Below are 12621 nucleotides of genomic sequence, written 5' to 3' on the forward strand. Positions count from 1 at the left end.
ATCAGGTTTGTTGGCGCTGACGGCCGCGCGATAGTCGCGCTCGGATTATTGAAGGACTATGTCGGCGCACCATACGCTCATCCGTCCTAGGCTGAACAACGCGCCCAAGAAGCCAGCCAATGTCGTCATCGAGCAGCGTCAGGAAAGCCAATATCATCACAACAAGCCTTGCCTTCGGCGAGTCACCGCGCTGGCATGATGGCCGGCTCTGGCTCTGCAACTGGGGCACCGGCGAGATCATCGCGGTGGACGAAAACGGCCGAGGCGAGGTGATGCTTACCGTCCCGGCTGTCCTGCCCTATTCGATCGACTGGTTGCCGGATGGCCGGCTGCTTATCGTCTCGGGCCGGGAAGGCCTGCTGCTCAGGCAGGAAGCAGGCGGGACGCTCGCCACCCATGCCGATCTGAGGCATCTGTCGAAGAACCCATGGAACGAGATCGTCGTCGATGGGCGCGGCAACATCTATGTCAATGGCGGCGGGCCGGCACCGGCGCCGGGCGAGCATTTCGGGTCGGGCACGATCGTGCTGGTCGCAGCGGACGGCGGCGTGCGACAGGTCGCCGAGGACATCGCCTTCGCCAACGGCATGGCGGTGACGCCGGACAATCGGACACTGATCATCGCCGAGTCCCACGCCAGGCGGCTGACCGCCTTCGATATTGGCGAAGACGGGAGCTTTTCCAGGCGGCGCGTCTGGGCCGATCTCGGCAACGACTATCCCGACGGGATCTGCATCGATGCCGAAGGCTGCGTCTGGTACGCCGACGTCCCGAACCGGCACTGTGTCAGGGTGCGCGAAGGCGGCGAGAAAATCGACAGGGTCGAGGTCGATCGCGGCTGCTTTGCCTGCATGCTGGGCGGCGTCGACGGCAGGACATTGTTCATCGCCGCCGCCGAATGGCGTGGGTTCGAAAATATGGTGAGCGACACCCGCACCGGTCAGGTGCTGAGCGCCGCTGTCCCCGTGCCTGGAGCCGGATGGCCGTCCTACATTTCCGGCACGCGCTGGTAGTTGGCGATGTCGGCCTTGACGCCGAGGCGCGCGATGGTTTCCTGCGCGCTGAAGGCGATGCGCTCATGTGCGGCCTTGACGATCGGCACCACCTTGTCGACGGCGGCCTGACTTTCCCATTCGACCACGGTGACGAAGTTGAACTCGCCGGGACCGGAGAACTGTTCGAGCAGGAAATCCTGCACGAAGCCATCCTGCTGGCGCAGCAGTTCATGCGTCATCCTGGCCTTGCTGAGGATTTCCTCGCGTGCCTCCGCCGGCACGACGAATTTGTCGACGCGGAACACGCTGCCGGTGCGGTGATTTCTGGTGCTCATTTCGATCTGTCTCCGTTCTTGGACGAGTTGCTTCGCAGGGGCTCGGAGACGGGTTTGCAAGCTCAAGGTAAGTTGAGGTCAAGGGGATTTGGCCCTTTCCTTCTCCTTGCGGGAGAAGGAAAAGACCTCAGCTCACCTCCGAAGTCCTCCTGCGCACGACCACCCCAAGCTCGTCGCTCTCGCGGGCGATGCGCAGGCGCTCCTCGGCTTCGGTCGCTTCCCGCTGGCGGTCCCACATGGAGGCGTAGAGGCCGTGCCTGGCCAGCAGCGCCACATGCGTGCCGCGCTCGGCGATCTGGCCGTCCTTGAGCACGATGATCTCGTCGGCCGAGACCACCGTCGACAGCCGATGCGCGATGACGATGGTGGTGCGGCCCTTGCTGACCTGGTCCAACGCTGCCTGGATTTCCTGCTCGGTGTGACTGTCCAGCGCCGAGGTCGCCTCGTCCAGCATCAGGATCGGCGGCGCCTTGAGGATGGTGCGGGCGATCGCGACGCGCTGCTTCTCGCCGCCCGACAGTTTAAGCCCACGCTCGCCGACCATCGCGCGGTAGCCTTCGGGCAGCTTGTCGATGAACGGTCCGATCTGGGCGAGCTCGGCCGCCTTGCGCACGTCCTCCTCGCTGGCGCCGACACGACCGTAGCGGATGTTGTAGGCGATGGTGTCGTTGAAGAGCACCGTGTCCTGCGGCACCATGCCGAGCACCGCGCGCAGGCTCTCCTGCGTGACGTCGCGGATGTCCTGGCCGTCGATCAGCACCTGGCCGCCCTGCACGTCGTAGAAACGGAACAAAAGCCTGGAAATGGTCGACTTGCCGGCCCCGGATGGGCCGACGATCGCCACCGTCTTGCCGGCCGGCACGTCGAAGGAGACGCCCTTCAGGATCTTGCGGTTGGGATCATAGGAGAAATGCACGTCGCGGAACTCAACTTTGCCGGGCCCGACCTTCAAAGGCTTCGCGTCCGGTTTGTCGACGATCTCCTGCGGCACGTCGAGCAGGTCGAACATGTGCTCGATGTCGGTCAACCCTTGCCGGATCTCGCGGTAGATGAAGCCGATGAAGTTGAGCGGCACCGAAAGCTGGATCAGCATGGCGTTGATGAAGACGAAATCGCCGACCGTCTGCCTGCCGGCCTGCACCTCCAGCGCCGACATGCACATGACGATGACGGTGCCCAGACCGAAGATGAGGCCCTGGCCGAAGTTCAGCCAGCCGAGCGAGGTCCAGGTTTTCGTCGCGGCGATCTCGTAGCGCGCCATCGAGCGGTCGAAACGCTCGGCCTCCATGCGCTCATTGGTGAAATATTTGACCGTCTCGAAGTTCAAGAGCGAGTCGATCGCCTTGGTGTTGGCGTCGGTGTCGCTGTCGTTCATGTCGCGGCGGATCGAGATGCGCCAGTCGCTGGCCTTGACGGTGAACCAGACATAGAGGCTGACGGTAAGCGCCACCACGGCCACATATTTCCAGCCATAGGTGAAGGCGAAGATGCCGGCGGTCAGCGCGAATTCGAGGATCGTCGGCGCCGTGTTCAGCATGATGAAGCGCACGATCGTCTCGATGCCCTTGGTGCCGCGCTCGATGATGCGCGACAGGCCGCCGGTGCGGCGCTCGAGATGGAAGCGCAGCGACAGCTGGTGCATGTGGACGAAGGTGCGGAAGGCGAGCTGGCGCACCGCATACTGGCCGACCCGGGCAAAGAGCGCGTCGCGCAGCTGGTTGAAGCCGAGCTGGATCAGGCGCAGGACGTTGTACGCAATGACCAGCGCCACCGGCGCCAGCAAAAAGGACGGCAGCGGCGGTGGCGTCTTCGAGGCGTGGGCCAGCGCGTCGGTCGCCCATTTGAAGAAATAGGGGCCGGCGACCAGCGTCAGCTTGGCGACGATCAGAAGCAGCGTCGCCCAAGTGACGCGGGCTCTGAGATCGGCGCGCTCGGCCGGCCACATATAGGGCCACAGATTACGCAGCGTGGTGAGGGTGCCGGCTTCGGCGGATACGGTCTTTTCGGCCACTAGTCTTGCCTTTTGGGTAAACCGCTGGGGCAGCAGAAGTTGACGAGTCGGGTGAGCGAGGCCGAGACGCCTTCAAGCGCGGCGTGGTCGACGGCATAGCGCGAGCGCTGGCGGTCGGCCTCGAGCCTGACGAGCCCGGCCTCGACCAGGATCTTAAGATGCTGCGAGACGGTCGACTGCGCGAGGTCGAGATGGTCGACCACCTCACGGCACGAGCAGCAGTGGCTGGCCGAAAGGCGCTTCAGGATCTCGATGCGCGCCGGATGCGAGAGCGCTGCCAGGCGGAGCGCCATGGCGTGGCTGTCGCTGCAGCGGATTTCGGAGGATTCGGCCATCGTCCATCGGCGATAGACGATGGATAGTGAGAGGGCAAGCTAGGCGGATGGGTAGATTTGAGGTTCTGGCGGGACAGCCCCCTCTGCCCTGCCGGACAGAGAGGGGTATGTGAAGGGAACGCGACGATGGCGTCTACGCTGCCGCCCTACTCCGTCTTCGCCGGCGCCGCTGTCGCCTGCTCGCCGATCGCCTTCATGTCGGCGTCCTCGCCTTCCTTCGACTTGGACGGCACCTTGAACACCTGGCCGGGCCAGATGCGATCGGGATCGCGGATCTGGTCCTTGTTGGCGAGATAGATGGTCGAGTAGCGCACGCCATGGCCGTAGACGCGGCGCGAGATTCGCCAGAGCGTGTCGTTGCGGCGGATGATGACGGCGCCGCCGGCATGCTCGAGCTTCGGCGCGACCGTCTCGGGCACGTCCGTCGAGGGCGTCGCTTCAGCAACCTTTGCAGGCGCCTCGGCAGGCGCAGCGGGCTTGTTGGCTTCCGCCGTGGCCGTTGCCGACGTCTCGGCGAGCTTGGTCTCCGTGCCTGCCGCAGGCATCGTGGGCTTGGCCTCCGCCGACTGGGACCCCGCGCCCTGGACCTGCGCAAGCCTGGTCTCGACCGGCTTGGCCTCGCCGGTCTTTGTTTCGGTCGGGGCGACGGCGGCGATCGACTCGCCGGGCTCGCGCTCGAACGGCACGGCGGCGCGGGCGACGACCTTGACGCCATCATCGTCCAGGCCATCGACATGGATGGTGTAGTTGCCGACCGGAATGTCGCGTGTCGCCTCGATCAGGAAATGGCCGTCGGGCGAGGTTTTTGCATCGCCGAGCAGGATGGCGTCGGCATAGGCACGCACCTTGCGGCCGGGATCGGCGGTGCCGGCGACGAAGATCTTGCTGCCGTCGATCTCGACCGCTTCGACGGCGATCTTGGGTTCCGAAGCAGCAGCCGCGGCCGGCGCGGCCGCCGGAGCAGACGCCTGGTCGGTGGCGGCAGGCGCGGTCGCGGCCGGCGCCGTGCTGGACGCGATCGGCGCAGTCGTAGCCGGAGCGGTCGTCGCCGGAGCTTGGGCCGCCGGTGCGGCCTGGTCGGTCGCGGCCGGCTTGGTCTCGGCCTCAGGAACGGTGATCAACTGCGAGGCCTTGCCCGGCTCCTCGACCATGGCCAGCACCTGGCCGGTCGGGCTCTGCGGCACCGAGACGACAGCGGTCTGGGCCGAGGCGACGGTCGTGCCGCCAACCGTCTGGCGCAGCATGATCGTATAGTCGCCCGGCTTCAGCGGATCGTCGAGCACGATGGCGAAGGCCCCGTCGGGACCGGAATCGGTCGAGCCGAGTACCGTGCCCCCATTCAAAATCTCGACCTTGGCGTTGGGCGCGGCGCTGCCGGCGACGACGATCGCGCCATTGCCCTCGACGCGCACGACATCGAATGTCGGAAGTGTCGGACCGGCCGCGGCGGCGGGGGCGGTGGCATTGTTGGCCGAGGCCATCTTATTGGCGGGCGCCATGGTATTGGCTGGCGCCATTGTGTTCGCCGGAGCCTGGGGGACGCGCGCCTCTGTGCTCGTGCTCGAGGATTCAGCCGGTTTCGCATCGGTCTGCGGCAGCGCTGCGATCTGCGCCGGCTTCTGGTTCAGATACGGATCGAGCGCGCCCGATACGTAGGCGGTCCCGGCCACGGCTACCGAGCCGCCTGCCGCGAACAGAAACGCCTTCAATGGATTGACAGCCATAACTCTTTATTGCCCCCTTAGCCACCTAACGCCCGGTCTAGCGTGTTTTCTCCATGCTCACAAGAAAAAGCCCGCCCGCGGGCTTGACCGCGCCAACCGTCCCCATCACCAATCATCGCCATGAACACGATTCGATCCGTCTGTGTCTATTGCGGCTCGTCTCCGGGCCGCGACGAGGCCTATATCAAGGCCGGCCACACGCTCGGCCGCTCGCTTGCCAAATCCGGGTTGCGCCTGATCTATGGCGGCGGCACCAAAGGTATCATGGGCGCCGTCGCCGATGGCGCGCTCAAGGCCGGCGGCAAGGTCACCGGCATCATCCCGCGCTTCCTGATCAACAAGGAAGCGACCGAGACCGCGCTCGACAAGCTCGACGAACTCTTGATCACCGATAACATGCACGAGCGCAAGCACAGCATGTTCGAGAAATCCGACGCCTTTGTGGCGCTGCCCGGCGGCATCGGCACGGTCGAGGAAATCGTCGAGATCATGACCTGGGCGCAACTCGGCCATCACCGCAAGCCGATCGTCTTTGCCAACGTCAAGGGTTTCTGGGACCCGATGCTGGCGCTGATCGAGCATATGTCCGAGGAAGGCTTCATCCACACCGCGCATAGGGTGAAGCCGCTAGTCGTCGACGACCCGGAGGCGATCGTCGCCGCCATCATGGTGGCCGGATCGTCGGTCGACGCGCCGACGGAAGGCGTTCGGTCGGTGATAGACAAGATGTAGGCTTCAGGTGAGGCCGGCCTGACCTGAAGCAGCGTCGCGTGGCTCATTTTCCCTGCTCATCTGCTTCCTCAGGTCTGTTAGAACCGCTCGCCGATCATTCCTGCGCCAGGCGAGGCCCAGATCCTCGAACCGCGCCGCTGTCCGCCGGCTGCGCAATTGCAGATGGAAATCCGGCCGTTCTCTGCGAAAATCCCGCAGCATCGCGGCGACCAGTCCGGAATGCACCGCGCCCTCGAACGGCTAACGGCGGCGCGCTGCTGCGGCGCAGCGGCTTCACGACCAACTCCGGATTCGCCGAGACGATTCTCGCGAAGGTGCGAATATCTGCCAGCCGCGAGCGTACGAACGCGGGCGGGGAACCAAGATCACGCATTAGCGTTGCCTCACATAGCAACATTTTGGAGATCGTCATGCTGCGAGGCGGATTGCTTTGGCTTATCGGGATTCCTTTGCCCATCATCCTTGTTCTTTGGCTGCTCGGTTACTTGCACTAGCGGCGTACCCTGCCTGCGCGGCACAAGTCGCGCAGGCGCCAAAACCAGTTTATGTGCTTATTTGCGATCCTTCATCCGGCGGCGAGGCAAGGCCTCGATCTCTTCGGCCGACAAATGCTTCACCTCGTTCCAGAAACGCGATTTCGCCGAGTTGAGCAGACCGTCCGGGTCGAGCCGCTTCTTCCACGCCAGATGTTTGAAATCCGGCTTCATGCTGCCGCCTTCGACATAGGGCACATGCGGGTTTGAAGTGCCCAGTCCATGCGCTTCGTAGATGGCTGTGATTTCCGTCAGGCGCGCGTCGTCGGTGTAGCGCACGATCGGCAGGTCGAAGGCGACCAGCCGATCGTCGAGCAGCGCGAATTCGTGATGCATCAGCACCTCGTCGCCGAGGATTTCCTGCAGCGGCTCTATCAGGCCGCTGTCGAGCGGTGCCGGGAACGTGATCTGCAGGTTGGTAACGGTGCGGTCCTGCTTCAGCATCTGCAGCGTGGTGTGGTTGTAGGAAAATTCGGAGAGCGCCGGCAGGCCTGAGGCCGCGATGCCATCGGCGTCGAGGTCGATCTCGACCGTGCCCCCATGGTCGCGCAGCACATCGCGAACCGCCGCCGCATCCGGCTCGGCGACGATGACGATGGCGAGGTCGCGCCGGCGCCTTGCGAGCTCCCCGAGCTTGGTGATCGAAGCGGCGATGCGGCCGTCTATCGTTGTCAGCAGCTTGAGGCTCAGCGAGCGCGCGTTGCCGAGCGCGATGCCGGCCTCGAAGGCGTGCCGGTAAGTGTCGAACGAGGCGATGATGTTGCGCCGGCGCGGCGACGCGACGGTGCCGAGCGTCACCTCGGTGATGACGCCGTTCAGTCCCCAGGCGTGATGGATGGCGAGGATTTCAGGGCCGGTGAAGACGTGGCGTTCCGGTTGCCTCTCCATCGACAGCACTGCGATCGCCTGGATGTTCTTGCCATCGCGCAGCATGCCGTGGCGGATCGAACCGATGCCGCCCGAGCCGCCGGCGATGAAACCGCCGATGGTGGCGACCGCTTCGGTCGAGGGCACGATCGGCAGTTCGCGACCTTGGCGCCCGAGCGCGGCGTTGATATCGCCGATGCGGGCGCCGGCCTCGGCGCGCACCGTGTCGGAACCGATTTCCAGTACGCGCGAGATGCCGGTCATGTCGACGATCAGCCCGCCGTCCATCGGCACCGCCTGGCCGTAATTGCCGGTGCCGCCGCCACGGATGACGATGGGCACCCGCCACTCCACCGCGACCGCCAGGCAGCAAGCCAGTTCGTCCAGCGTAATCGGCGCGGCGACGAGATCGCCGAAACAGGACGACAATTCACGGCTAAGGATCGGGCTGTACCAGAAGAAATCGCGCGAGCGCTTCTTCACGATCGAGGGCGTGTCGAACGTCTCGATGCCGCCCAGCGCTCGGGCAAAGGCCTTCCAGTCGATGCCGTTCTTGCCTGAGATGGACATGAACGCCCTCGCCTAACGTTGGTTCGCAGCGAAGCGAACACGTGCCAATGGGCGTCCGCGAAAATCACAGTTGGTTGGATCGATACGGCTTTCGTCGAGCATCTCGCTTCTCCGCTGGTCGCGCTGCGACCTGTCGAATTGCGGCTCGTTCCCTTGAAAGCCCTGTGCCATGGGGTGGCGCGACTGTCGTTCAGGCCGGACGGTCTGTCAACCGCCAGCCCACGCTTGACAAAGCTGCCTGCCTGTTGGACGTTTCTTCCCACCATGGCACCGGGTTCGAGCCGCTTTTCTCCGACCGGCAAGGCGTCGGAACGAAACGGATCGCGATGCCAGGCAATCCAGAAATCCTTCCAGACAATGAGCAAGGGCCGCGCCTCATGGCGTGCTCGCGCCTGTCGGCGAATTCGACTGCGGCACGCCCGGTCCCAAGCATCGCAAGGATCATGAGATGAGCGACGACACCACCGGGGGCATCCCCGCTATCGACATCGCGCCGCTGTTCGGCCCGCCGTCGCCTGCCCGCGACGAGGCAGACCGCCAGATCTTCGCTGCTGCCTCCGGCATCGGCTTCATGACCGCGCGCGGCTTTCCGGGCGCGGAGCTTTTGACGCGCGAGCGGCGCGGCGAGTTGCTGAAGATCTTCGACTTGCCGGACGCGGAAAAGCAGAAGCTGCTGCGCTGGAATTTCGATCCATCGAAATCGAACTATTATCGCGGCTGGTTCCCGCTGCAGCCGACCGCGGTGTCCTACAAGGAAGGCATCGACATGGGGCCGGACATCGCGCATGCCGACGCCGAATTCGCGGCCGACGATCCGCTGCTCGAACTCACGCCGCTGCCGGCTGAGAACGATGTTCCAGGATGGAAGGCGGCGGCAGCGCATTACTACCGCTCGATGGAAAAGGTCGGCGCGGCGCTGATGGCCTCGATCGCGCGCAGCCTCAGGCTCGAGGACGACATTTTCGACGGCCATTTCCAGGGCGGCATCTCGACGCTCAGGCTGATCCGTTATCCGCTGCGCACCGAGGATGGCGCGGTCGACCTGTCGAAGCCTGAATATTCGGTCATGCACAAGGGCGAGCGGCGGCTGGTCATCGGCCGCGAGCATGCCGATTCCGGCTTCGTCACGCTGCTGGCGCAGGACGGCGTCGAAGGCCTGCAGGCCAGGAACCATGCCGGCGAGTGGATCGACGTGCCGCCCGCAGACGGCACGCTGGCGGTGAATTTCGGGCAGTTGCTGGAGCGCTGGACGGGCGGTGTGGTGCAGGCGACGCGCCACCGGGTGATCGCGCCGAAGACGGCGCGCTACTCCATCCCCTTCTTCTACGAGCCGCGCGTCGACGCCGAGATCGCGCCGCTGCCGATCAAGGGCGCCAGCGATTTCGCGCCATTCCTCTATGGCGACTATCTGTGGGAGTCGGCGACCAACTTCGTCGAGATGGCCGGCGTCAAGACTTTGCGGAAGCCAAGGCGGGCGGCGGCCGCCTGAGCGCACCAACCAACAGGGGACCAAACAATGAGTACCGAAACGCGCAAATTGCCATCCATCCTCGGCGGATGGGAGGCTGCGGTGAGACAAGGCAGGGTCGATCGTCGCGAGTTCCTGGCGGTGGCCAGCGCGCTCGGCGCCTCCACCACAGCGGCCTATGCGATGGCGGGCCTCGCCGCTCCGACCGAGGCACGAGCCGACGAGCCGAAGCGCGGCGGCGTGCTGAAAGTGGCGATGCTGGTGCCGGGGCTGAAGGATCCGCGCACGTTCGATTCCTCCGATCTCGGCAATATCGGCCGGCAGTTCCTCGAGCCACTGGTGCGCTACACGGAAAGCTTCACCTTCAAGCCGATGCTTGCCGAGCGCTGGGAGGTGAATGACGACGCCACCCGCTACACGCTCTATCTGCGCAAGGACGCGACCTGGAACAATGGCGATGCCTTCAGCGCCGACGACGTGATCTTCAACTTCACCCGCTGGTGCGATACCGTGGCCGCGGGCAATTCGATGGCGCGGCGCTTTGCCGGCCTCACCGAGGGCGACAGCGGCAGGCTGCGCGCCGACGCCATCGAGAAGGTCGACGACCATACGGTCGTGCTCAACCTCTCGGCGCCGGACGTGACGGTGATCCCCAATCTCGCCGATTATCCGGCGCTGCTCGTGCATCGCGATTTCGACGCCAGCGGCGGCGATCTCGCCAAGCATCCGATCGGCACCGGCGCCTTCGAACTGGTCTCGCTCGATGTCGGCCAGCGCGCGGTGTTCAAGCGCCGCGCGAACGGCAAATGGTGGGGCGGCGAAGCGCTGCTCGACGGCATCGAGATGATCGATTACGGCGTCGATCCCAACGCGCTGGTCAGCGCCTTCGAGGCCGGCGAGGTGCATACCAATCTCGACAGCAATGGCGACTTCATCTCGGTGTTCGACGGCATGGGCCTGACCAAGAGCGAGATCCTTTCGGCCTCGACGGTGGTCGCCCGCGCCAATGCGACGACCGCGCCCTATAGCGATGAACGCGTGCGGCGCGCGCTGCAGCTTGCCGTCGACAATTCGGTGGTGCTGAAGCTCGGCCTCGCCGGCGCCGGCGAAGTGGGCGAGAACCACCATGTCTGCCGCATCCATCCCGAATATGCCGAGCTGCCGCCGATCAAGCGCGATCTCGACGAGGCCAGGCGCCTGATGACCGAGGCCGGCCAGATGGGCTACGAGCACGAGCTGTTCTCGATCGACGACGACTACCGCAAGAACACCGCCGACGCGATCGCTTCGCAGTTGCGCGAAGCCGGCTTCAAGGTGAAGCGCACGGTGCTGCCGGCCTCGACCTACTGGAACGGCTGGGCGAAATTCGCCTATTCGACCACCAACTGGGCGATGCGGCCGCTGGGCGTGCAGGTGCTGGCCCTCGCCTACCGCACGGGCGAGGCATGGAACGAGAGCGGCTTCGCCTCGAAGGAATTCGACGCCAAGCTCGACGAGGCGCTGAAGACCGCCGATGTCGAGAAGCGCAAGGCGGTGATGAAGGACGTCGAGACGATCCTGCAGCGGTCCGGCGTGATCATCCAGCCCTATTGGATGAAGCTTTATTGCCATTCGGCCAAGCAGGTGATGAACCGCCACGCACATCCGACATACGAATTGGACTTCACCGACGTGTGGCTCGCCGCTTAAGGCAGGCCGCAAAGGCGTGACCGTGCTGGCCGACGCCTTGCGCTTGCTTGAGCTGTTGGGCAGGCTGACAATGCCCGTCGACACATCGATGAAGGTGCAAATTGCGTTCGACTGATTATCTCGGCCGTCTCTTCGGCCTCGAAGGCAGGCATGCCTTCATCACCGGCGCCAGCCGTGGGCTGGGCCTCGCCTTCGCGGAGGCGCTGGCCGCCGCCGGCGCGCGCGTCACCATAGGCGGCCGCAAGGCCGCTGAGCTCAAGGCCGCCGGCGACCGCCTGCGCGGCAGCGGCTACACGGTCGCGGAGTCATTGATCGACGTCACCGACACGCAGTCGGTCGATGCGGCGATTGCGGCGAGCGAAGCCGGCACCGGGCCGATCGACATCCTGGTCAACAATGCCGGCATCCAGCGCCGTGCGCCGCTCGAGACTTTTTCCGATGCCGACTGGGACGCGCTGATGGCGACCAATCTCGACGGCGTCTTCAAGGTGAGCCGCGCCGCGGCGAAGGGTATGATCCAACGCCGTAAGGGCGTAATCATCAACGTCTCCTCGGTGCAGAGCGCGCTCGCCCGCCCCTCGATCGCGCCTTACGCGGCCAGCAAGGGGGCGATTACCATGCTGACCAAGTCGATGGCCGGCGAATGGGGCCAGCACGGCGTGCGGGTCAACGCCATCGCGCCGGGCTATTTCAAGACCGAGCTGAATGCCGCACTCGTCGCCGACGAGAAATTCTCAAGTTGGCTCACCGCCCGCACGCCGATGCGGCGCTGGGGCGATGTCGAGGAACTGGCGGGCGCGGCGGTGTTCCTGGCGTCGGACGCCGCGAGTTTTGTCACTGGACAGACGCTGCTGGTGGATGGCGGGATCACCAGCGTATTGTGACGGCCCCTCACCTCGACTCCCACGCCACATCCGCCGGCATGCTGTGTTCCAGCACGAGGTCGACATTGGGCATGTCGTTGCCGCGAACCTTGGCGATCGCATATTCATCCGGGTAGCTGAGATCGGTCCAGCGCTTGAGCAACCTTCGTTCGAGCTCGGCGCGCGGCGCGGTGAGGAAGACCGTCAGGTCGAACAGGCGGGCAAGGCCGGACCATGGCGCGCGGCCGAGCAACAGGTAGTTGCCCTCCACGACAACATAGCGGGTCGCCGGCGCGATCAGCCGGGCTGCGGCGCGCGACAGGTCGAGCGGCCGGTCGAAGGTCGGCACGGCGACGCTTGCAGTGCTCTCGCGCCCGCGGCGGGCGGTCCGGCGATGGCGATCATGGTACGTGCGCCGCCGGCCTCGGCCGCAAGGATGCGAGACGAGATCGTTCCAGTCGCTCATGGTCGGTCCTTAGGTCTTGGCTTGTTGCAAAAT

At 65.1% G+C, this 12621-nt stretch carries 11 protein-coding genes; 5 read left to right on the forward strand and 6 right to left on the reverse strand.

Annotated features, from left to right (window positions below; all coding sequences use genetic code 11):
• The first annotated feature begins 119 nt into the window (after window positions 1–119).
• The gene (locus FJW10_RS15175) at window positions 120–1013 is read left to right on the forward strand and encodes an SMP-30/gluconolactonase/LRE family protein (RefSeq protein ID WP_140900710.1); all 894 of its coding nucleotides are present in this window, start codon (window positions 120–122) and stop codon (window positions 1011–1013) included.
• Here FJW10_RS15175 and FJW10_RS15180 read toward each other — a convergent pair.
• From FJW10_RS15180 to FJW10_RS15195, 4 genes are all read right to left on the reverse strand, one after another.
• Entirely contained in the window at window positions 989–1330 is a 342-nt protein-coding gene (locus FJW10_RS15180) for an antibiotic biosynthesis monooxygenase (RefSeq protein ID WP_140831204.1), read from the reverse strand. The two genes, FJW10_RS15175 and FJW10_RS15180, sit on opposite strands and share 25 nt — an antisense overlap.
• Before the next feature lie 127 nt (window positions 1331–1457).
• Window positions 1458–3341 carry an ABC transporter ATP-binding protein/permease gene (locus FJW10_RS15185; RefSeq protein ID WP_140900711.1) on the reverse strand — a complete coding sequence of 628 codons (1884 nt, stop codon included), beginning with the start codon at window positions 3339–3341 and terminating at the stop codon, window positions 1458–1460.
• On the reverse strand, window positions 3341–3676 hold the full coding sequence (locus FJW10_RS15190) for a metalloregulator ArsR/SmtB family transcription factor (protein WP_140900712.1): 336 nt from the start codon (window positions 3674–3676) through the stop codon (window positions 3341–3343). Before FJW10_RS15190 ends, FJW10_RS15185 begins: the two co-directional genes overlap by 1 nt.
• 146 nt (window positions 3677–3822) lie before the next feature.
• Complete coding sequence (locus FJW10_RS15195; protein ID WP_140900713.1) at window positions 3823–5400, reverse strand: LysM peptidoglycan-binding domain-containing protein; 1578 nt, start codon at window positions 5398–5400, stop codon at window positions 3823–3825.
• 120 nt (window positions 5401–5520) lie between these two features.
• On the opposite strand from FJW10_RS15195, the gene FJW10_RS15200 reads away from it, so the two are divergent.
• Window positions 5521–6132 (forward strand): TIGR00730 family Rossman fold protein, encoded by a 612-nt coding sequence (locus FJW10_RS15200; protein WP_140900714.1) that lies wholly within the window; start codon window positions 5521–5523, stop codon window positions 6130–6132.
• 551 nt (window positions 6133–6683) lie between these two features.
• On the opposite strand, the gene FJW10_RS15210 is transcribed toward FJW10_RS15200, so the two are convergent.
• Window positions 6684–8102: an FAD-binding oxidoreductase gene (locus FJW10_RS15210; protein WP_140900715.1), complete on the reverse strand. Its 1419-nt coding sequence runs from the start codon at window positions 8100–8102 to the stop codon at window positions 6684–6686.
• 448 nt (window positions 8103–8550) lie between these two features.
• Between FJW10_RS15210 and FJW10_RS15215 the strand changes: the two genes are divergently transcribed.
• The 3 genes from FJW10_RS15215 (at window position 8551) to FJW10_RS15225 (ending at window position 12143) form a co-directional block, all read left to right on the forward strand.
• On the forward strand, window positions 8551–9591 hold the full coding sequence (locus tag FJW10_RS15215) for a 2OG-Fe(II) oxygenase family protein (protein WP_140900716.1): 1041 nt from the start codon (window positions 8551–8553) through the stop codon (window positions 9589–9591).
• 27 nt (window positions 9592–9618) lie between these two features.
• A complete protein-coding gene (locus FJW10_RS15220; RefSeq protein WP_140900717.1) occupies window positions 9619–11259 on the forward strand; it encodes an ABC transporter substrate-binding protein in 1641 nt (546 codons plus the stop codon).
• Between the two features lie 101 nt (window positions 11260–11360).
• On the forward strand, window positions 11361–12143 hold the full coding sequence (locus tag FJW10_RS15225) for a glucose 1-dehydrogenase (protein WP_140900718.1): 783 nt from the start codon (window positions 11361–11363) through the stop codon (window positions 12141–12143).
• A gap of 7 nt (window positions 12144–12150) precedes the next feature.
• Here FJW10_RS15225 and FJW10_RS15230 read toward each other — a convergent pair whose 3' ends face one another.
• Window positions 12151–12588, reverse strand: coding sequence for a hypothetical protein (locus FJW10_RS15230; protein ID WP_140900719.1), 438 nt, complete (start codon window positions 12586–12588; stop codon window positions 12151–12153).
• Window positions 12589–12621: the final 33 nt, after the last annotated feature.

Source organism: Mesorhizobium sp. B4-1-1, from assembly GCF_006439375.1.
Classification (GTDB): Bacteria; Pseudomonadota; Alphaproteobacteria; order Rhizobiales; family Rhizobiaceae; genus Mesorhizobium.